Annotated in this window: 21 protein-coding genes and 1 pseudogene; 12 read left to right on the top strand and 10 right to left on the bottom strand. The window is 71.2% G+C overall.

Features of this window, described 5'->3' with window-relative positions; all coding sequences use genetic code 11:
• Positions 1-10 precede the first annotated feature (10 nt).
• From OG357_RS33710 to OG357_RS33730, 5 genes are read left to right on the top strand one after another with little or no spacing between them, the layout of a single operon-like run.
• Complete coding sequence (locus OG357_RS33710) at positions 11-397, top strand: urease subunit beta (RefSeq protein WP_329624709.1); 387 nt, start codon at positions 11-13, stop codon at positions 395-397.
• Entirely contained in the window at positions 390-2,111 is a 1,722-nt protein-coding gene (locus OG357_RS33715) for an urease subunit alpha (RefSeq protein WP_329624710.1), read from the top strand. Before OG357_RS33710 ends, OG357_RS33715 begins: the two co-directional genes overlap by 8 nt.
• 13 nt (positions 2,112-2,124) lie before the next feature.
• Complete coding sequence (locus OG357_RS33720; RefSeq protein WP_329624711.1) at positions 2,125-2,787, top strand: urease accessory protein UreF; 663 nt, start codon at positions 2,125-2,127, stop codon at positions 2,785-2,787.
• 19 nt (positions 2,788-2,806) lie between these two features.
• Complete coding sequence (ureG, locus tag OG357_RS33725; protein WP_329624712.1) at positions 2,807-3,502, top strand: urease accessory protein UreG; 696 nt, start codon at positions 2,807-2,809, stop codon at positions 3,500-3,502.
• The gene (locus OG357_RS33730) at positions 3,499-4,242 is read left to right on the top strand and encodes an urease accessory protein UreD (protein ID WP_329624713.1); all 744 of its coding nucleotides are present in this window, start codon (positions 3,499-3,501) and stop codon (positions 4,240-4,242) included. The genes ureG and OG357_RS33730 overlap by 4 nt, the downstream gene beginning before the upstream one ends.
• A gap of 48 nt (positions 4,243-4,290) precedes the next feature.
• Here the strand turns inward: OG357_RS33730 and OG357_RS33735 are convergent, their stop codons facing one another.
• Entirely contained in the window at positions 4,291-5,325 is a 1,035-nt protein-coding gene (locus tag OG357_RS33735; protein ID WP_329624714.1) for an NAD-dependent epimerase/dehydratase family protein, read from the bottom strand.
• Positions 5,326-5,389: 64 nt separating this feature from the next.
• A complete protein-coding gene (locus OG357_RS33740; RefSeq protein ID WP_329625775.1) occupies positions 5,390-6,109 on the bottom strand; it encodes a lysophospholipid acyltransferase family protein in 720 nt (239 codons plus the stop codon).
• Positions 6,110-6,188: 79 nt separating this feature from the next.
• Between OG357_RS33740 and OG357_RS33745 the strand changes: the two genes are divergently transcribed.
• The 3 genes from OG357_RS33745 to OG357_RS33755 all read left to right on the top strand — a co-directional run bounded on the left by OG357_RS33745 (position 6,189) and on the right by OG357_RS33755 (position 8,747).
• Positions 6,189-7,235, top strand: a complete 1,047-nt coding sequence (locus tag OG357_RS33745) for a DUF3048 domain-containing protein (protein WP_329624715.1) — start codon at positions 6,189-6,191, stop codon at positions 7,233-7,235.
• A gap of 73 nt (positions 7,236-7,308) precedes the next feature.
• A complete protein-coding gene (locus OG357_RS33750) occupies positions 7,309-7,893 on the top strand; it encodes a hypothetical protein (RefSeq protein ID WP_329624716.1) in 585 nt (194 codons plus the stop codon).
• A gap of 23 nt (positions 7,894-7,916) precedes the next feature.
• Positions 7,917-8,747 carry a DUF5995 family protein gene (locus OG357_RS33755; protein ID WP_329624717.1) on the top strand — a complete coding sequence of 277 codons (831 nt, stop codon included), beginning with the start codon at positions 7,917-7,919 and terminating at the stop codon, positions 8,745-8,747.
• Between the two features lie 26 nt (positions 8,748-8,773).
• Here OG357_RS33755 and OG357_RS33760 read toward each other — a convergent pair whose 3' ends face one another.
• The 5 genes from OG357_RS33760 to OG357_RS33780 all read right to left on the bottom strand — a co-directional run bounded on the left by OG357_RS33760 (position 8,774) and on the right by OG357_RS33780 (position 13,350).
• A complete protein-coding gene (locus OG357_RS33760) occupies positions 8,774-8,998 on the bottom strand; it encodes a hypothetical protein (RefSeq protein WP_317602237.1) in 225 nt (74 codons plus the stop codon).
• 118 nt (positions 8,999-9,116) lie between these two features.
• A complete protein-coding gene (locus OG357_RS33765; protein WP_329624718.1) occupies positions 9,117-10,067 on the bottom strand; it encodes a cytochrome c oxidase assembly protein in 951 nt (316 codons plus the stop codon).
• A gap of 104 nt (positions 10,068-10,171) precedes the next feature.
• Positions 10,172-11,197, bottom strand: a complete 1,026-nt coding sequence (locus tag OG357_RS33770) for a 6-phosphofructokinase (protein WP_329624719.1) — start codon at positions 11,195-11,197, stop codon at positions 10,172-10,174.
• A 157-nt stretch (positions 11,198-11,354) separates the two neighbouring features.
• Positions 11,355-12,083: a type 1 glutamine amidotransferase gene (locus OG357_RS33775; RefSeq protein ID WP_329624720.1), complete on the bottom strand. Its 729-nt coding sequence runs from the start codon at positions 12,081-12,083 to the stop codon at positions 11,355-11,357.
• 19 nt (positions 12,084-12,102) lie between these two features.
• A complete protein-coding gene (locus OG357_RS33780) occupies positions 12,103-13,350 on the bottom strand; it encodes a Mur ligase family protein (RefSeq protein WP_329624721.1) in 1,248 nt (415 codons plus the stop codon).
• 126 nt (positions 13,351-13,476) lie between these two features.
• Here OG357_RS33780 and def point away from each other — a divergent pair, with 126 nt between their 5' ends.
• On the top strand, positions 13,477-14,037 hold the full coding sequence (gene def / locus OG357_RS33785) for a peptide deformylase (RefSeq protein ID WP_329624722.1): 561 nt from the start codon (positions 13,477-13,479) through the stop codon (positions 14,035-14,037).
• A 10-nt stretch (positions 14,038-14,047) separates the two neighbouring features.
• On the opposite strand, the gene OG357_RS33790 is transcribed toward def, so the two are convergent.
• Entirely contained in the window at positions 14,048-14,695 is a 648-nt protein-coding gene (locus OG357_RS33790; RefSeq protein ID WP_329624723.1) for a TetR family transcriptional regulator, read from the bottom strand.
• Between the two features lie 164 nt (positions 14,696-14,859).
• Here OG357_RS33790 and OG357_RS33795 point away from each other — a divergent pair, with 164 nt between their 5' ends.
• A complete protein-coding gene (locus OG357_RS33795; protein ID WP_329624724.1) occupies positions 14,860-16,077 on the top strand; it encodes an acyl-CoA dehydrogenase family protein in 1,218 nt (405 codons plus the stop codon).
• 458 nt (positions 16,078-16,535) lie between these two features.
• On the opposite strand, the gene OG357_RS33800 is transcribed toward OG357_RS33795, so the two are convergent.
• Positions 16,536-16,841, bottom strand: a complete 306-nt coding sequence (locus OG357_RS33800; protein WP_329624725.1) for a hypothetical protein — start codon at positions 16,839-16,841, stop codon at positions 16,536-16,538.
• Between the two features lie 346 nt (positions 16,842-17,187).
• Here OG357_RS33800 and OG357_RS33805 point away from each other — a divergent pair, with 346 nt between their 5' ends.
• Together OG357_RS33805 and OG357_RS33810 are read left to right on the top strand one after the other, a co-directional pair.
• A complete protein-coding gene (locus OG357_RS33805; protein WP_329624726.1) occupies positions 17,188-18,312 on the top strand; it encodes a HEAT repeat domain-containing protein in 1,125 nt (374 codons plus the stop codon).
• Between the two features lie 79 nt (positions 18,313-18,391).
• Positions 18,392-18,667, top strand: a pseudogene (locus OG357_RS33810) (HNH endonuclease); the annotation flags it as partial.
• 156 nt (positions 18,668-18,823) lie between these two features.
• On the opposite strand, the gene OG357_RS33815 reads toward OG357_RS33810, so the two are convergent.
• Entirely contained in the window at positions 18,824-19,138 is a 315-nt protein-coding gene (locus tag OG357_RS33815; RefSeq protein WP_329624727.1) for a DUF3040 domain-containing protein, read from the bottom strand.
• Positions 19,139-19,148 lie beyond the last annotated feature (10 nt).

A 19,148-nucleotide genomic window follows, 5' to 3' on the forward strand; every position in this document is an offset into this window, starting at 1 on the left:
GGGGCGCGCGATGATCCCCGGAGAGATCCTGTACGCGGACGAGCCCGTCACCCTCAACGAGGGGCGCCCCGTCACCCGCGTGACCGTGCTGAACGCCGCCGACCGGCCCGTCCAGGTCGGCTCCCACTACCACTTCGCCGAGGTCAACCCCGGCCTGGAGTTCGACCGTGCCGCCGCGCGCGGGCGTCGCCTCCACATCGCCGCCGGGACCGCCGTCCGCTTCGAGCCCGGCATCCCCGTCGAGGTCGAGCTCGTCCCGATCGCGGGCCGCCGGATCGTCCCGGGCCTGCGCGGTGAGACCGCGGGCCCCCTCGATGCCGACGCCACCGCCGACGCGACCCCCGACGCCCTCGCCCCCGCCGGGGTCGCCGGCCCGAACGGAGGCCCCCGTGCCTGACCTGCATCGCGCCGTCTACGCCGATCTCTTCGGCCCCACCGCCGGCGACCGTATCCGGCTCGCCGACACCGACCTCCTCGTCGAGATCGAGGAGGACCGCTGCGGCGGTCCCGGCCGCGCCGGCGAGGAGGCCGTCTTCGGGGGCGGCAAGGTCGTCCGCGAGTCCATGGGCCAGGCCCGCACCACCCGCGCCGAGGGCGCCCCCGACACCGTGATCACCGGAGCCGTGATCATCGACCACTGGGGCATCGTCAAGGCCGACATCGGCATCCGCGACGGCCGGATCACCGGCATCGGCAAGGCCGGCAACCCCGACACCATGGACGGCGTCCACCCCGACCTCGTGATCGGCCCCGAGACCGAGATCATCGTCGGCAACGGCAAGATCATCACTGCCGGCGCCGTCGACGCCCATGTCCACTTCATCTCCCCGACCATCGTCGAGCAGGCGCTCGCCACCGGCGTCACCACACTCGTCGGCGGCGGCACCGGACCGGCCGAGGGCACCAAGGCGACCACCATCACGCCCGGCCCGTGGCACCTGGCCCGGATGTTCGAGGCCCTGGACACCTTCCCCGTCAACATCGGCCTGCTCGGCAAAGGCAACACCATGTCCCGGGAGGCCATGCACTCCCAGCTCCGCGGCGGAGCCCTCGGATTCAAGATCCACGAGGACTGGGGCGCCACCCCGGCCGTCATCGACGCCTGTCTCGGTGTCTGTGAGGAGACCGGCGCCCAACTCGCCATCCACACGGACACCTTGAACGAAGCGGGCTTCGTCGACGACACCCTCGCCGCCATCGCGGGCCGGACCGTCCACGCGTACCACACGGAGGGCGCCGGAGGCGGGCACGCTCCCGACATCATCACCGTCGTATCCGAGCCGTACATCCTGCCCAGCTCGACCAACCCGACCCGCCCGCACACCGTCAACACCATCGAGGAACACCTCGACATGCTGATGGTCTGCCACCACCTCAACCCGGCCGTCCCCGAGGACCTCGCCTTCGCCGAGTCGCGCATCCGGCCTTCCACGATCGCCGCCGAGGACGTCCTCCACGACCTCGGCGCCATCTCGATCATCTCCTCCGACGCCCAGGCCATGGGCCGGGTCGGCGAGGTGATCATGCGGACCTGGCAGACCGCCCACGTCATGAAGAAGCGGCGCGGCGCCCTTCCCGGCGACGGCCGCGCCGACAACCACCGGGCCCGCCGCTACGTCGCCAAGTACACGATCAATCCGGCCGTCGCGCAGGGCATGGACCACCTCATCGGCTCGGTCGAGACCGGCAAACTGGCCGACCTCGTGCTCTGGGACCCCGCCTTCTTCGGCGTGAAGCCGCTCACCGTCGTCAAGGGCGGCCAGATCGCGTACGCGCAGATGGGCGACGCCAACGCCTCCATCCCCACCCCGCAACCCGTCATGCCCCGCCCGATGTTCGGCGCGCTCGGCAGGGCGGCCGCGGCCGGCTCCGTCAACTTCGTGGCCCGGGCGGCGATCGAGGACGACCTGCCCCAGAGGCTGGGCCTGCACAAGGAGTTCACCGCGATCGGTGACACCCGGCGGATCACCAAGGCCGACATGCGGGAGAACGACGCCCTGCCCCGCGTCGAGGTCGACGCCGACACCTTCACGGTGACCATCGACGGCGAGCCGGTCGAACCGGCACCCGCCGCCGAACTGCCCATGGCCCAGCGCTACTTCCTCTTCTGACGGCGCGGAACCGATGACACGCTCCGCACTCCTCGTGCTCGCCGACGGACGATTTCCCGCCGGCGGGCACGCCCACTCCGGCGGCGCCGAGGCCGCGGTCAAGGCCGGCCGCATCAAGGACGCCGACGACCTGGAGGCCTTCTGCCGCGGCCGGCTCCACACCACCGGCCTCACCTCGGCGGCCCTGGCCGCGGCCGCGGCGCACGGGCTCAACCCGTACGAACTCGACGCGGCCGCCGACGCCCGCACGCCCTCACCCGCCCTGCGCGCCGCCGCCCGCAGGCTCGGCCGCCAACTGATGCGGGCCGCCCGCGCCACCTGGCCGAGCCCCGAACTCTCCGCCCTTGCGGCGGCCTTCCCACGCGGCGCCCATCAGCCCGTCGTCCTCGGCGTCACCGCCCGGGCCGCGGGACTCGGCCCCGAGGACGCCGCCCACTGCGTCGCGTACGAGACGGTCGGCGGCCCCGCCACCGCCGCCGTACGCCTCCTCAGCCTCGACCCCTACCAGGCGACCGCCGTCCTCGCCCGCCTCGCGCCCGAGATGGACCACGTCGCCGACCGCGCTGCGGCCGCCGCCCGCCAGGGCGTCGAAGCCCTGCCGGCCGCCTCCGCACCGCTGCTCGACCTCACCGCCGAACAGCACGCGGCCTGGCCCGTCCGCCTCTTCGCCTCGTAACCGCTCCGACAGGAGAGCCATGCACCTCGACCACGGTCACACCCACCACGGAGCCGTCTCCGCCGACGCCCACCGCCCCGACGGCACCCGCCGCGCCCTGCGCATCGGACTCGGCGGACCGGTCGGCTCCGGCAAGACCGCCACCGTCGCGGCCCTCTGCCGGGTCCTGCGGGACACCCTCTCGCTCGCCGTCGTCACCAACGACATCTACACCCGCGAGGACGCCGAGTTCCTCCTCCGCAACGCCGTCCTGCCGCCCGAGCGCATCCAGGCGGTGGAGACCGGGGCCTGCCCGCACACCGCCATCCGCGACGACATCTCCGCCAACCTCGAAGCGGTCGAGGAGCTGGAGGAGGCCGTCGGCCCGCTCGACCTCATCCTGGTCGAGTCCGGCGGCGACAACCTCACCGCCACCTTCTCCAAGGGGCTCGTCGACGCCCAGATCTTCGTCATCGACGTGGCGGGCGGCGACGACATCCCCCGCAAGGGCGGACCCGGCGTCACCACCGCCGACCTCCTCGTCGTCAACAAGACCGACCTCGCCCCCTACGTGGGATCCGACCTGGAACGGATGGCCCGCGACGCGAAGGAGCAGCGCGGCGACCTGCCCGTCGCCTTCACCTCCCTGCGCGCCGAGAACGGTGTCGGGCCCGTCGTCGACTGGGTCCGCGCGCAGCTCGCCGCCTGGACCGCGGCCGGGGCGCGGACCGCGTGAGCCTGCGCGCCACCGCACGGATCGCGGCCGCCGCCGACGGCGGGCTGCCGCTCCTGGAGAGCGACGGCCCCCTGGCCCTGCGCCGCACCAGGGCCGCCGCCGGCTGGAGCCGGGTCACCGTCGTCGGGGCGATGAGCGCCCCGCTCGGCGGTGACCGGCTCGCGATCGAGACCGACGTACGGGACGGGGCCCGGCTCCTGGTCGACTCCGCCGCCGCCACCCTCGCCCTGCCGGGCCGGAGCGCCGAGCCCGCAGAGTACGAGGTCCGGATCGCCGTGGGGGAGGAGGGTGCACTCCGCTGGCTGCCCGAACAGCTCGTCTCCGCCCACGGCTCGGACCTGCGGATGCGTACCACCGTCTCCCTGGCCGCCACCGCCCGGCTCGTCCTGCGTGAGGAACAGATCCTCGGCCGGCACGGCGAACCGCCCGGCACCCTCGTCACCCGGCTCACCGTCCGCCGCGGCGGACGGCCCCTGCTCGACCAGGAGCTGGCGTACGGACCCGGGGCCCCCGGCGGCTGGGACGGCGGCGCGGTCCTCGGCGGCCACCGGGCCACCGGTCAGCTCCTCGTGGTCGACCCCGACTTCGCCGACAAACCGGTGGAGGCCCGACTCATCGGGGAGGGCGCAGTGCTCGCCCCGCTCGCCGGGCCCGCGGCCCTTGTCACCGCCGTCGCCCCCGACGCCCTCGCGCTCCGCCGCCTCCTCGACACGGCCCTCGCCGAACTCGCGCCGCTCTGAAGCGAGAAAGGCGGCCGCCCGACGGCCGCCCCTCTCACCGTGACCGGGTCAGCCCCGCGACCTCAGCCAGGCGTCCTCCGCCTCGTAGTCGAAGAAGTCCACCCGGTACTTCGCGAGACCGGGGAAGACCTCCCGCCACTCCCGGTCGGCCAGGTGCCCGGTCAACCACGCGACCGTCTCCGGCAGCGACTCGGCGTACGACACCACCGGGCGGTACCCCAACTCCCGCTCGGCCGCCGTCATGTCGTAGACGACGGGGTGCGGAGCCGTCCACGGCGTGAGCCCCACGGCGCCCTCCGGCTCCCCTTCCATCAGCACCGTCTCGCTCTTCACCCCCATGACCGCGTCGATCGCCGCTCCGATCTCCGCCACCGTCGGCGCCTCGGGGTCGGCGCCGTTGACCACCCGGCTGCCCGGGTTCGCCGCCGCGAGCCGGACGAGCTCCGCGAGGTTGTCCACGTGGACCGGGTGGAAGCGCGAGGTGCCGCCGTACGCGAGGACGCGCACCGGTCGCCCGTCGAGCGCCCGCTTGACGAACCACAGCTCGCGCGGGCCGGGGCAGAACGGCCCGTGGATCGCGCCCGCGCGCAGGAGCGTCGTCGGCAGCGCGTCGCCCGCCGCCAGCAGCTCCTGCTCCAGGGCGATCTTCCGCGTGCTGTACGTCGTGTCGCCGACCGCGACCGTCCGCCACGTCTCCACGGTGGGCACCGGGAAGGCGGGGAAGCCGTCCGGCCGGTCCTGCGTGTCGAAGCTGCGGCCCTGCGCGTCCTCGTAGACGGCGCCGCTCGACACCACCACCGCCGAGCCGATCCGGTCGGCGAGACGGGTCAGCTGCCTGCCGTGCCCGCCGTCGTACGCGACGATGTCGACGAGCACGTCACAGCCGTCCCCGAGGCCGGCCGCGAGCGCCCCTTCCTCGGTCCGGTCGAGCCGCACGGACCGGACCTCGTCCGGCCACCTCTCGTCCCTGGCGCCGCCCCGCGAGGCGGCCGTCACCTCCCAGCCGTCCGCGACGAGGGCCAGCACGGCCGCCCGCCCCACCTGTCCCGATCCACCCAGTACGAACGCGTTTCCCTTGGTCATGATCGCGACGCTACGGGCGCCAGGAGCACCGGCCCAAGCGATTGCGCCGTGCGCGGATCCGCCCTCAGCGTTCCCGTCGGCGGAACTTTCGCGCGGGTACCTCGCCCTCCGCCTCCGCGGCCTTCACCACCGCCGCGTACTCGTCCACGTACTCCTGCCCGGACAGCCGCAGGATCTCGTACATGATCTCGTCGGTCACCGCGCGGACCACCGCCCGCTCGTCCGCCGACGCCGCGAAGCGGGAGAAGTCCAGCGGTGCCCCGAAGCGGATCGTGACCCGGCGGATCCGCGGCACGACCTTCCCCGGCGGCTGGATCTCGAACGTGCCGACCATGGCGCACGGCACCACCGGCACCCCGGCGGTCAGTGCCATCACCGCCACCCCCACCTTGCCCTTGTAGAGCCGCCCGTCGTGAGAGCGCGTCCCTTCGGGATAGATGCCGAGCAGCTCGCCCTTGCCCAGGACGCCGAGTCCCTCGCGGATCGCCGCCTGCCCGGCCTCCTTCCCGGACCGGTCCACCGGGATCTGACCGGCGGCTCGGAAGAAGGCGGCCGTGAGCCGCCCCTTGATGCCGGGCCCCGTGAAGTACTCCTGCTTCGCGAGGAAGGTGATCCGCCGGTCGAGCACGACCGGCATCAGGAAATGGTCGGAGAAGGAGAGGTGATTGCCCGCGACGATCGCCGCGCCCTCGTCCGGGATGTGTTCGAGCCCCTCGATCCGCGGCCGGAAGAGCAGCCTGAGGAGCGGACCGAGCAGTACGTGCTTCAGCAGGTGGTAGAACACCCGTGACCCCGTTTCGTCGTCCGTCATGCCCGTTGTATCGGCGCGAGGGCCCGTGGTCCACTGGTGGGGGAGCGTCACCATGACGGGCGAACGCGGAACCAGGCGTCCCGGCCGTGTCCTCACCGCGCTGCTCTGCGCGCTGACGGCGGCCGGTCTCTACGGCTGCTCCGACCCGGGCCCGCGCGAACCGAGCCCCACACCGACGCCCGCGCCCACCACGACGGCCCCGGCCACCACGGCCCCCGCGCCCGCCACCACGACTCCGGCGCCCAGCGGCCTGTCCCCGCTCACCGGACTCCCCGCGCGGCCCGCCCCCGTCCTCGCCGTGAAGATCGACAACGTGGCGGCGGCCCGCCCCCACACGGGTCTCGGCGCCGCCGACCTCGTCTACGTCGAGCAGGTCGAGGGCGGCGTGACCCGGCTCCTGGCCGTGTACTCGTCCCGGCTCCCCGAGCTCGCCGGGCCCGTCCGCAGCGCCCGGGAGTCCGACATCGCGCTTCTCGCGCCCTTCGGCCGGCCGGTGCTGGGCTACTCCGGCGCACAGTCCGCCCTGAACCCCCTGCTGGACGCGGCCCCGCTGCACCTCGTCTCCGAGTCCACCGCACCCGGGGCCTTCACACGCTCCCCGGACCGGGCCGCCCCGCACAACCTCTACCTCCGCCCGGAACGCGCCCTCGCCACCGATCCGGGAGCCCCGAACGCCCGGGACATCGGTTACCGCTTCGGGGCCCGTCCGCCCGGCGGCACCCCGGTCGACACCTCGACCGTCCGCTTCCCGGCTGCCCGCTACACGTTCACCTGGTCCGCGGCCGACCGCGCCTGGCGGGTGGCGATGGACGGCCGGGCGGCCCGCGCCACGGACACCGGTCCGCTGACCCCCGAGACGGTCGTCGTCCAGCGGGTCACCATCCGCCCGTCCGCGTTCCAGGACAAGTTCGGCGCGGTCTCCCCGTACACCGAGACGACCGGCAGTGGCACCGCGCTGGTCCTGCGCGACGGCCGCTCGTACGAAGCCCGCTGGTCCCGGCCCTCGCCGTCGGCGGGCACCACCTTCACCACCCCGGCCGGGGAACCCCTCGCCTTTGCCCCGGGCCAGACCTGGGTCGTCCTCGCCCCGCGCGGGTAGGCCGTGATCCGCCGGACACGACCGGGGCCGCGCAGGACCGTCGCTCACAAGGCGTGATGATATGCTACGCATCGTGACAATGGAGCCCGAGGGCATCCCTCGACACCGCACGAACGCGCCCAATCACGTCTATTACTTCGACATCGGGACCGGCGTCTGGCAGGGAAAAGCCACCTTCCGCGTCACCTCTTGGCGTCGTCTCATGCGCAGCCGCATCGGGTTGACGAACAAGCTGCTCGCGACCTCCATGCACATCGTCGAGCTGCTCACCGGTGCGCCACGGCAGTCCTCGACGATCGTGGCGAAGCCGGACGAGGGCGAGTTCGGTCAGGCCGACAATGTGGTCAGGATCTCCAAGTTCGGCGTGACCCTGTACCTCCTGGAAGAGCGGTACGTACTGGACAGGAACGGCACCGGAGTCACTGTGCACGGGGACGAGAGGCTCGGCCCTGTGCCGGGCCTGCTCACGCGGACCTTCACCTACTCTGCGGAAATTCGCGACGAAGGGATGGCCGCGACCTACCGCATGCCGTTGCTCGGAACCCTTTGGATCGCGGACTATCAGGTCGCAGCCGATCGTCAGAGCCTCTTCGCGGAACTGGTGTGCGACTGGGGCACGGCGACCGAGGAAACCCGCCTCATCAGCGCGCCGGCTTAGCGGGCGGCAGGAACATACCCCCGATGACCGCCGAGTTCATGCTCCCCGCCGAAAAGGTCACCCTGGTCGCCGGATTGCTTGCCGACCGGGTCAGGCAGTACGACAGCACACACGATCGCCGGGCCGCGTTCGCCTACACCTACTACCGCCTCACGACGACGCTCGCCACAGGCCTGGAAACAGGCACCCCCGTGTTCAACGACCCGCCGTGGGTCGCCGAGCTGTGCGAGACGCTCGCATCGGACTACTTCAGCGCGATGGACAGCATCGACGAATGGCTGGCAGGACGATCCGGTGGCTCCACGGACGAAGTTCAGCCCGGTGATCTGCCGGACTCCATCCCTCAGCCGTGGCGAGATGTCTTCGCCGCTTCGAGTGTCCGGCGCTCCTACATTCTGGAAGACGTGCTCTTTTCCATGATGGCGCACATGTCGTACGACTTGCCGGAGACATTGCGGCGCATGGCGACGTCCACGGGTGATCGCGGCCACATCGCGGACTTCCACCGCATGAACGACATGCTGGCGTCCTGTATCGACGGGATCCAGGACGACCTTTCGGCCAGGTACATCCGTGGGCTCAGCTCTTTGGACAGGCTGTTCACCCGTAGTGACGAGCTGTTGACCAATTACGGGATCCGGGTCTCACGGGGGTTGGCCTGGTTCAACTGCGACAGACTCTTGGACCCGGATTCGGCCGAGGAAGCGTCGCGGTCGATCGGCAGGAGCACCGCCGCGCTCATCTCCGAAATCCGCTCCCCGGGCGACTGGAAGCTGCGCGCCGGCCTGTGGGTCCTGCGCAGGTTGATTCCCGACCGCCGGCACTGGCCCGCAGCGGGTACGCCCATCGCGTAGAAAGCAACGGCTCGATGCGTGCCGGATCAGGGCTGTGTCGCGCCCGGTCGGCCGGACGGTCCCGGTGGGCGGCGGCGACGTGGGGCGGCCGGCACCGAGCTGTCCGCCGCCGCCATCCCGATCGTGGCCACCACGAGCACCACCAGACCGAACCACAGCCAGCCGCTACTGCCGAGCGCCACCGTGTACGCAGTCGTCAGGACCAGCGCCGCACCGGTGAGCGCCGCCATCGTCTTCGTGGGACCGGACATAGGTCCGCCTCCTCCCGACCAGGGCTGCGGAAGCAGTCGCCCCCATGGTCACCCCGGAAGGGGGGCGCGCGCTACTCCCTGGATGCTCCGGCGTGCGCCGAGGCCGGAAACAGGCGGCTCACCGGCTCCGGGTCCGGAGCGAGGCGAGATACGCGTTGTACGCCTCCAGCTCCTTGTCCCCGTCCCGGTCGGCGGCCCGGTCCATGCGGACCGCCTGCCGCTGCTCGGAGTGGTACCACTGGTAGACCAGCGCGATCAGCACGAGGACGGACGGGATCTCGCTGAACGCCCAGGCGATGCCGCCCGCCCAGTTCTGGTCGGTGAGGGCGTCGATGCCCAGCGAGGCGGGCGGGTTCTGGTACGCCTTCACCATCGGCTCGCTGGCCATCATCAGCGCGATGCCGAAGAACGCGTGGAACGGCATCCCCGCGAACAGCTCCAGCATGCGCATCACGTAACCCGGCCGGTGCGGGCCCGGGTCCACGCCCATGATCGGCCAGAAGAAGACCACGCCGACCATCAGGAAGTGCACCATCATCCCGATGTGCCCGGGCTTGGAGCCCATCAGGAAGTCGAAGAGCGGCGTGAAGTACAGCGCGTACAGGCTCGCGATGAACATCGGGATCGTGAAGCCGGGGTGCGTGATCACCTTCATGTACCGGCTGTGCAGCAGCTTCAGGAGCAGCTCGCGCGGCCCCGTCGAGCCCCGGCCCGCCACCGGAAGCGCCCGCAGCGCCAGCGTCACCGGCGCGCCGAGCAGCAGCAGGATCGGCGACAGCATGGAGATCACCATGTGCTGCACCATGTGCACGCTGAACATGACCATGCCGTAGTCGTTGAGCTTGGTGCACATCACCAGGGCGATGGTCAGGACGCCGACGACGAAGAACACCGTCCGGCTCACCGGCCACGCGTCACCGCGCCGCCGCAGCCGCGCCACGCCCCAGCCGTAGAGACCGAGTGCCGCGAGGCAGCCGATCAGGAAGAAGAGGTCGGGAGAGAACTCCAGGCCCCGCCCCAGCGTGAACGGCGGCAGATCCGTGGTCATGCCGTGCCCGCTGTGATCCATCTGAGTACTCCTGGAGCCCGATTCGCGCTTGTTGTCCGCACCAGACTAGAACCGCCCCCGGCCGCGACTGCGACCGGGGGCGGTTCTCGTCTGGTGGCGTCGCGTCAGAGCACGCACTCGGCTTCGGCGTAGCGGTCCTCCGGGACCGTCTTGAGGGACTCGACGGCCTGCGCGAGCGGGACCATCACGATGTCCGTGCCGCGCAGCGCGGTCAGCATGCCGAACTCGCCGCGGTGCGCCGCCTCCACCGCGTGCCAGCCGAAGCGGGTCGCGAGGACGCGGTCGTACGCGGTCGGGGTACCGCCGCGCTGGACGTGGCCGAGGATGACCGGACGGGCCTCCTTGCCGAGGCGCCGCTCCAGCTCGACGGAGAGCTGGTTGGCGATGCCGGTGAACCGCTCGTGGCCGTAGATGTCGGTGCCGGCGGTCTTGAACTCCATCGAGCCCTCGCGCGGCTTCGCGCCCTCGGCGACGACGACTATCGCGAACCGCTTGCCGGCCTCGAACCGCTCGCCGACGCGGGCGGTCAGCTCGTCGATGTCGAAGGGGCGCTCCGGGACGACGACGGCGTGCGCGCCGGCGGCCATACCGGAGTGGAGCGCGATCCAGCCGGTGTGGCGGCCCATGACCTCGACGACGAGGACGCGCTGGTGGGACTCGGCGGTCGTCTTCAGCCGGTCGAGGGCCTCGGTGGCGACGGTGACGGCCGTGTCGAAGCCGAAGGTGACGTCGGTGGAGGCGATGTCGTTGTCGATGGTCTTCGGGACCCCGACGATCGGCAGGCCCGCCTCGGAGAGGAGGTTCGCCGCCTTGAGGGTGCCCTCGCCGCCGATCGGGATGATGGCGTCGAGGCCCAGGTCCGCGACGTGGCCGCGGGCGGTCTCGACGCCGCCGACCAGGTGCGCGGGCTGGACCCGGGAGGAGCCGAGGATGGTGCCGCCGCGGGCGAGTATGCCGCCCACCGCGTCGAGGTCGAGCTTGCGGTAGTCACACTCCAGCAGGCCCTTCCACCCGTCGTGGAAGCCGATGACCTCGTCACCGTGGTCGACGACGGCGCGGTGCACGACGGAACGGATGACGGCATTCAGACCGGGGCAGTCTCCGCCGGAGGTGAGCACACCAATGCGCATAGCCCAAAAACCTTTGCAACGTGGGCCGACTCCCGGACCACGTCGTCCGGCTGGATCCCCGCCACCCTATCGGTGCAGGGTGGCGGGGCCGAAACGGATGTCCGCACAGTGGACACCGTACGTTCGTACGAGCCCGTGACGGGCGCCCGAGGGTGCGTCAGGCGGGCTGCGTGGCCGCCGCGATGCGCTCGGCGCGCAGCGCGTCGTACCACCGGTCGTCGGTCGGCGGCAGCGCGTTCACGTCGAGGGCCAGCTTCAGGAGGAGGTCCGCGATCTGCGGGTTCCGGGCCATGACGGGTCCGTGCATGTACGTACCGAACACGGTCTCGTTGTACGCGCCCTCGGTGCCGTCGCCGGTGCCGTTGCCGTTGCCGAAGACGGTCCGGGCGAACGGCCGGGCCGTCGGGCCGAGGTGGGTGATGCCCTGGTGGTTCTCGAACCCGGTCAGCTGGGGCAGCCCGAGCCGCGGGTCGATGTCCGCGAGGACGTCGCCGACGCACCGCGCGCCCTCGCCGCGGGTCGAGATCACGTCGATCAGGCCGAGGCCGGCCTCGCGCTCGCCGAGGTCGTTGATGAACTCGTGGCCCAGGATCTGGTAGCCGGCGCAGACCGAGAAGATGATCGCGCCGTTGGACGCTGCCCGGCTGAGACCGCCGTCCCGCCGCAGCCGCTCGGCCGCGAGCCGCTGCGGCCGGTCCTCACCGCCGCCGATCAGATAGATGTCGCCGGAGGTCGGCACCGGCTGGTCGCTGCGGACGTCGACGCGCTCGACGTTGAGGCCGCGCTGCTCGGCGCGGCGCTGGACGACGAGGACATTGCCCTGGTCGCCGTAGGTGCTGAGCAGGTCCGGGTAGACCCAGACCAGGCGCAGGCTGCTGTCACTCATGCTGCATGTCCTCTACGGGTCAGTTGCCGACGCGGCGGCGGACGTCCTGGAAGGCGGTGTAGTTGGCGATCAGCTCGATCTGCCCGGGCGGGGCCATCGTGACGGCCTCGTCGAGCGTCTCGCACACACGGAAGTCCACACCCGCGACCTCCAGGCGGACCGCGAGGTCCAGCTTCCGGTCGCCGATCACCATGATCGGGTGACCGGCGAGCCGCCCGTAGTCCACGTCCCACAGCCAGGAGGTGTCCGTGCCGTCGGCGCCGCGCGCGTTGACGGCGAGGATCACCGGGGCCGGAGGCCCGTCGATGAGGGAGAACGTCTCGAGCCAGCCGGCCGGGTTCTTCGCGAGCAGCAGGCGCAGGTCGCGGCCCTGGAACGAGACGACGTCATAGCGTCCCGCGACGGCCTGGACCTGGTACATGCGCTCCAGGGCCACCTGCGGCGGCACCCCGAAGACCGCGGCGACGGCGGCCGAGGTGGCGGCGTTCGCCTTGTTGGCGCGGCCGGGCAGCTGGAGCCGGATCGGCCAGGCCGAACCGTGCGGGTCGAGCACGTGGTCGCCGTTGAGCGCCCAGCTCGGCGCGGGGCGGCGGAAGCCGCACTCGCCGCAGAACCAGTCGTCGCCCGGACGCTGCATCACACCGCCGCAGGCGGGGCACGACCAGGCGTCGTCCTTCCACTCCTGGCCCGCGGCCACCCACACCACGTTGGGGGAGGAGGAGGCGGCCCACACGATGAGCGGGTCGTCGGCGTTGGCGATGACCACGGCCTTGGTGCCGTTGAGGCCCTCGCGCCACTTCTCGGCGAGCATCCGCGTCTCGGCGGCGCGGTCGAGCTGGTCGCGGGAGAGGTTGAGCAGCGCGATCGCCTTGGGCGTGGTGTCGCGGGCGACGCCGGCGAGGTACTTCTCGTCGACCTCGATGACGCCGTACTTGGAGTCCGAGCCGCCGGCGAGCGCCGAGGTGATGCCCGCGGGCATGTTGGCGCCGAGCGCGTTCGAGACCACGGGGCCGGCGGCGCGCAGGGCCTCCGCGATCAGCCGGGTCGTCGTCGTCTTGCCGTTGGTCGCCGACACCAGGACGACGTCCAGGTGCTGCGCGAGCCGACCGAGGAGGTCCGGGTCGAGCCTCAGCGCGACCTTGCCGCCGATCACCGATCCGCTGCCGCGCCCCGCCGCCCGCGACACCGCGGCCGCGGCCTTGCCCGCCGTCACGGCCAGCTTGGCGCGCGGCGACAGCGGCTCTGGATTACCGGGGTGTCCTGACATCGTTCTTGTTCCTCCTTGCGTCGGTCCGGGCTCAGCCTATCGAGATCCGGCCAGCAGCCCGAACAGCGGCACCGCCGAGAGGGCGCGCGAAACAGGCTGGTCACGGCGGACCGTACCCTTACGGCCATGCGAAACCGCCCCATCCCCGGCAGTTCCGGCCTCGTCCGAGCGATGACTCTGCTCGGCGACCCCGTACTGCACGCGCCCTGCGCGCCCGTCACCGACTTCGGCCCCGAACTGGCCCGGCTCGTCGAGGACATGTTCGCCACGATGTACGCGGCGAACGGCGTGGGCCTGGCGGCGAACCAGGTCGGTGTGGGCCTGCGGGTCTTCGTGTACGACTGCCCTGACGACGAGGAGACGCGCCACCTGGGACATGTGGTGAATCCGACGTTGGTGGAGGCGGACGGAGACGTGATCCGGGGCGCGGAGGGCTGTCTCTCCCTGCCGGGCCTGGAGGCTCCGACGCCGCGTTTCGACCGCGCCGTGGTGGAGGGCGTCCGGCTGGACGGCACTCCGGTACGGATCGAGGGCACGGGTTTCTTCGCCCGCTGCCTCCAGCACGAGACCGACCACCTGAGGGGCGGGGTCTACGCCGACCATGTGACGGGGTGGCGCAAGTCACGTCTGCTGCGCACGATCCGCAAGCAGCCGTGGGGCGGCGACGCGTCCGTGCTGGAGGCCTGAGCGGCTCTCGCTAGAACCCCGGCCCGCCGGGGAGATCGTCGGCTTCGGCCAGGCGGCCCCAGAGGAGGTCGGCGAGGCTGCTGACCAGTTCGGCGCGGGAGCAGGGGCGCTCGCCGAGCCACCAGTCGCCGGCCGCGTGCATCATGCCGACGATGCCGTGGCCCCAGATCCGGGCCTGGACGTCGGCGGCGGGGCCCAGGTCGACACGCTCGGCGATGACCTGGCCGAGCTCCTCGCCCATGCGGCGCAGCAGTGGGGCCGAGTGGCGGCCGACGTCGAAGCCCTGCTCGGACTGGTGCGACTCCTCCGCCGGGTGCATGAGGAAGCGGTAGACCTGCGGCATCGCCTCGATCGAGGCGAGGTACGTGTCGAGGGTGCCCTCGACGCGGCGGCGCCGGTCGGAGGGGGCGTCGAGCGCGGCCCGGAGCGCCGAGAGGAGCGCGTCCGTGTGGCGGGTGGCGAGGGCGCGGTAGAGGCCGCCCTTGTCTCCGAAGTGCCGGTAGAGGATCGGCTTGGTGATGCCGGCCTCCGCCGCGATGGCGTTCATGGACGCCTTGGGTCCGTCCCGGAGCACCACCCGGTCCGCCGCCTCCAACAGTTCGCGCCTGCGCTGTTCCGCGGGCTTCTGCTGGTCGGTGGTCCGGTGTGTGATGTCCATAAGCGTGTCTCCCCGCCCGTGCGATTCCGTGAGGCTGTCGCAACGTAACACCCGTGCGGCACCCTGTGCCGGGCGGCCCGAACCGCTCCGCCGCAGGTTGACAGCCCGTACCCGCCGGTAACAGACTGCTGTTACCGTAAGTAACGTACTGCTGGGAGGGAACTATGGCCGAGTTCACGCTCGAACTCAACGACGACCAGAAGCAGGTCCGCGACTGGCTGCACGGTTTCGCCGCCGATGTGATGCGTCCGGCCGCGGCCGAATGGGACGAGCGTGAGGAGACCCCCTGGCCGATCATCCAGGAGGCCGCCAAGCTCGGAATCTACTCCCTTGACTTCTACGCCCAGCAGTTCTTCGACCCGACCGGCCTCGGCGTCCCGATGACCATGGAGGAGCTCTTCTGGGGCGACGCGGGCATCGCCCTCTCCATCGTCGGCACCGGCCTCGCCGCCGTCGGCGTCCTCGCCAACGGCACCGAGGAGCAGATCGGCACCTGGGTCCCGCAGATGTACGGCGACGCGAACGACGTCAAGCTCGCCGCCTTCTGCTCCTCCGAGCCCGACGCCGGCTCCGACGTCGCCGCCATGCGGACCCGGGCCGTGTACGACGAGGCCAAGGATGAGTGGGTCCTCAACGGCACCAAGACCTGGGCGACCAACGGCGGCATCGCCAATGTCCACGTCGTCGTCGCCGTCGTCGACGCCGAACTCGGCTCCCGGGGCCACGCCTCCTTCATCGTGCCGCCGAACACCCCCGGCCTCTCGCAGGGGCAGAAGTTCCAGAAGCACGGCATTCGCGCCTCCCACACCGCCGAGGTCGTCCTGGAGGACGTCCGCGTCCCCGGCCACTGCCTCCTCGGCGGCAAGGCCAAGCTCGACGAGCGCCTCGCCCGGGCCCGCGAGAAGGCGAAGGCGGGCGGTGGCGAGAGGGTGAAGAACGCCGCCATGGCCACCTTCGAGGCCTCCCGCCCGGCGGTCGGCGCCATGGCCGTCGGCACCGCCCGCGCCGCGTACGAGGTCGCCCTCGACTACGCGAAGACCCGAGTGCAGTTCGGCCGCCCGATCATCGAGAACCAGGGCGTCGCCTTCCAGCTCGCCGACATGGCCACCCAGATCGACGCGGCCCGGCTCCTCGTCTGGCGCGCCTCCTGGATGGCGACCGCCGGCAAGCCCTTCACCGCGGCCGAGGGCTCCATGTCCAAGCTGTACGCGAGCGAGGTCGCCAAGCAGGTCACCGGCCAGGCCATCCAGATCCTCGGCGGCAACGGCTACACCCGCGAGTACCCGGTGGAGCGGATGCACCGCGACGCGGCCATCTACACGATCTTCGAGGGCACGAGCGAGATCCAGCGCATGGTGATCAGCCGCGCGCTAGCGAAGTAACGGGCGCGAAGCCAGAACTCCCTGCAGGACGCGCATAGAAGAGTGTCGAAAGACAAGGCCCGCACCGTGTAGGTGCGGGCCTCTCTGCTGTGGCATCAGCGCGTCGCTACGCCCTCTGGGAGATTTCTGGGAGATCGGTTACGTCGGGCAGGGATGAATACGGGGTACGAGCCGAACTCCCGGCGTTCGATGACCGGTCGCAACGACTCCTCCAAGGAAGCGGGGAAGGATCAGACCTCGTCCTGAGTCGTACTTGTTGCCGATCTCGGTGAAGACGCCGTCCACGTACGTTCGTGGATTGTTGCGAGCAGTCCGATAGCCATGTCGGGGTCGAGGGCACGGCAGCACCATGGGTCGTCGCACCGGTGCTCGTCGGGGATCTGGGCGGCGAGCAGCGCGGCCGCTTCGTCGTCCCGGCCGGCGTCGTCCGCGACGTCGGTCAGGGCAGCGGCGAGGGGTCAGTCCTGAATGTGGGGTCGCAGCAGGTCGAATGCCTCGTCGTCCCGGCCGTGGCGGGCGAGCAGCCGTGCGTGGAATTCCAGTGCCAGCGGGTGCCCGGCCTCCAAGCGTGATCGGGACAGCACGATCGCCTCGTCGGCCCGCCCCCAGCTCTCCAGCAGTTCCGCAGTGGTCCTGACAGCCGTCCACCAGCCCGTGGCGACGTAGGGGGCGAGCACCTCCAGCGCCTGCTCCTCGCAGCCTTGACCGGCCAACAGCCGCGCCCACTCCTGCGCGCAGAGCCACTCCCCCCGACCGGCCCACAACTCCACCTCCTCGGCATGGCCGAGTTAGAGAAGCCGGGAGACAAGATGCGGCGGGATGCAGCCGGACTGCGTCCGGACCCGATAGGCAAGATCACCAATGTCCACGACGACGTACCGTAGCCCCACCCACTGACAGCACCGGCAACTCTCGTGCCGTCCCCGTGGAAAGCAAACAACGGAACCACACGCTGCCTGCATCGCTGGCGAGTGTGGTTCTTCTGCACTCCCGAGTTCCGGCCACAGGCCCTTGTCAGTGGCAGGGGTGATGCTTTCCCGTGTGACAACCCAGGATGAGTACCCGTTTCCCGGTGGGGCAGGGCGCGGCCCACTGCCTGACCCACGCACCGTGCTCGAGCACACCGACTGGGCTGTGCTGGAGCACGCCTACGGCCCAGCGCAGGACACACCGATTCGCCTGGTCCAACTCCTGGACGAGGACCCTGAGATTCAAGCGGGAGCGCTGGGCATGCTGGACATGTCCGTTCTGCACCAGGAGTCCTTGTACAGTGCGACGGCGCCGGCCGCGCTGTACGTGGCAACGGTGTTGACCGATCCCCGCACCATGACCATTCACGACAACTACTCCGCCTGGGATGAACGGCCTCGGCCCCTGCGCGCGGCGTTGCTGGAATGGCTGGCCATGATCGCGGATTCGGCTGCTTACAGCGAGACAACCGGCGAAGACGACGGCAACGATCCGCAGGACACCGATGCGGTCCGCGCTGTCTGCGGCGTGATCTGCGATGCCGTCCTCCCACACCTCCGGGCCGCCGACCCCACGGTCCGGGAGGCCGCCCTCGGCACCACCACCGCACTCCTCCAGTCTCCCGGCCTGGCCGACCGGATCCCGGAAGCCACCCAGGTACTGCAGAGACTGATCTCCGAGAGTTCCGATCGGCGTGAACGCGCTGCCGCGGTCTTGACCATTGGAGCCTGGGGAGAAGACGTCACCAGTTGGCTCGCCGACCCTGACCCCGCCATCCGTGCCTGCGCGGCCCTATCACCAGGCTGCAACGGCAATGCCAAGGCGACGCGGACAGTCCTCCAGGCTCTGCTCAACCCGGCGACCGTCGACTCCTGGTTCCTCGAACCCACCACGGCCGACCCCTGGGCCGGACACCCACTTCCCCACATCGAAGGCCGCCTGCGCCACGCCCTTCTGGCGACGGCCATCGAGCGCACCAGTGACTTCAAGGAACTCCTGCCGGCCGCCCTCGCCTCCGTACCGTTCTGCAGCAACCTCACCATCGCCGACGACTGGGGACCCCTGCTCGCCGCTGCATTCCCTTCCGGCTACGGCAGGGGAGCCCAGCTCACGCCTGCCCAACACCGCTACCTGAACGCTCTCGTCGACCACGATCCGTGCTGGCGCTACACCCACCTCATCACCTCGTGGTTCGACGACATCGGCCTCCCTCCGGCCCGCAATGCCATCAGAGCCCTCCTGACCGGTCCGCAACCCCGCCGATAGGCAACCCGACCCGACCCGAACCGCTCCATCACCGGGGCGGAGCAGGAATTCCGCACGCTTCGAATGACGCTCCCTGCCGGCTGGGGCCTCGAACTGGGATGCGAAGCGTCGGGAGGCGTACGCGGACGACCGGGACGCGGCCACCTCGCTCGTCGCCGTCACCGTCCGTACGAACCGGTCGAAGGCCGACCGGGACCCGCGGGGGTGGATGCCGCCGCTCCCCGACGCGCACTGCCGGTACGTCTCCGAGTGGGTCGCCACCAAGCTCCGCTGGGGCCTTGCCGCCGACCAGGGCGAGGCCGATGCCCTGACCGTGTACGCCGAGGCCTGCGAGACCACGACCAACCGCGCGGCCGAGACGGCGGCCCCGTGCGTCAGCGGTCAGACGGAAGAGAAGGGCAAGTCGGCCGTCGACGACGGGGAGATCCGGTACAGCGAGACGAGCAGGTACGACGCCATACGCTTACGGCGCCGGGGTGTAGTGGACGACGTCACCGGGCCGGGCCGCCGACTACAGGAGCGCGCGGCCGTCGTAGGCCGATAGAGACGAGAGCGCGGCGGGCCCGCCGTCCACTCCCGTCGGAGGGGTGGAGCGGCTGCCCAGCATGACGGTGAGGATGAGCGCCAGCAGGGCGATGACGGCCAGTACCGCCGCCGCCACGACACGCGGACTGCGTCTCCGGGTTCGGCCGCCCTCGGGTGTGCGGGGTATGTGGGGGAACTGGTTGTTCAGCGCGTCGATCCGGGTTGCGAGGGCGGGGTCGTCGTGAGTGAGGCGGCGCTCGATCGCGTCGAGAATCCGCTGGTCATCGGTGGAGTAACTCATGGTGACCGCC

Source organism: Streptomyces sp. NBC_01255 (genome assembly GCF_036226445.1).
GTDB lineage: Bacteria > Actinomycetota > Actinomycetes > Streptomycetales > Streptomycetaceae > Streptomyces.

Excerpts from the sequence above, each read along its gene's own strand:
- OG357_RS33735 (WP_329624714.1), bottom strand. The coding sequence starts at position 5,325 with ATGACCAAGGGAAACGCGTTCGTACTGGGTGGATCGGGACAGGTGGGG.
- OG357_RS33755 (WP_329624717.1), top strand. The coding sequence starts at position 7,917 with ATGACCGCCGAGTTCATGCTCCCCGCCGAAAAGGTCACCCTGGTCGCC.
- ureG (WP_329624712.1), top strand. The coding sequence starts at position 2,807 with ATGCACCTCGACCACGGTCACACCCACCACGGAGCCGTCTCCGCCGAC.
- OG357_RS33745 (WP_329624715.1), top strand. The coding sequence starts at position 6,189 with ATGACGGGCGAACGCGGAACCAGGCGTCCCGGCCGTGTCCTCACCGCG.
- OG357_RS33760 (WP_317602237.1), bottom strand. The coding sequence starts at position 8,998 with ATGTCCGGTCCCACGAAGACGATGGCGGCGCTCACCGGTGCGGCGCTG.
- OG357_RS33765 (WP_329624718.1), bottom strand. The coding sequence starts at position 10,067 with ATGGATCACAGCGGGCACGGCATGACCACGGATCTGCCGCCGTTCACG.
- OG357_RS33815 (WP_329624727.1), bottom strand. The coding sequence starts at position 19,138 with ATGAGTTACTCCACCGATGACCAGCGGATTCTCGACGCGATCGAGCGC.
- OG357_RS33775 (WP_329624720.1), bottom strand. The coding sequence starts at position 12,083 with ATGAGTGACAGCAGCCTGCGCCTGGTCTGGGTCTACCCGGACCTGCTC.
- OG357_RS33780 (WP_329624721.1), bottom strand. The coding sequence starts at position 13,350 with ATGTCAGGACACCCCGGTAATCCAGAGCCGCTGTCGCCGCGCGCCAAG.
- OG357_RS33795 (WP_329624724.1), top strand. The coding sequence starts at position 14,860 with ATGGCCGAGTTCACGCTCGAACTCAACGACGACCAGAAGCAGGTCCGC.
- OG357_RS33790 (WP_329624723.1), bottom strand. The coding sequence starts at position 14,695 with ATGGACATCACACACCGGACCACCGACCAGCAGAAGCCCGCGGAACAG.
- OG357_RS33710 (WP_329624709.1), top strand. The coding sequence starts at position 11 with ATGATCCCCGGAGAGATCCTGTACGCGGACGAGCCCGTCACCCTCAAC.
- def (WP_329624722.1), top strand. The coding sequence starts at position 13,477 with ATGCGAAACCGCCCCATCCCCGGCAGTTCCGGCCTCGTCCGAGCGATG.
- OG357_RS33770 (WP_329624719.1), bottom strand. The coding sequence starts at position 11,197 with ATGCGCATTGGTGTGCTCACCTCCGGCGGAGACTGCCCCGGTCTGAAT.
- OG357_RS33720 (WP_329624711.1), top strand. The coding sequence starts at position 2,125 with ATGACACGCTCCGCACTCCTCGTGCTCGCCGACGGACGATTTCCCGCC.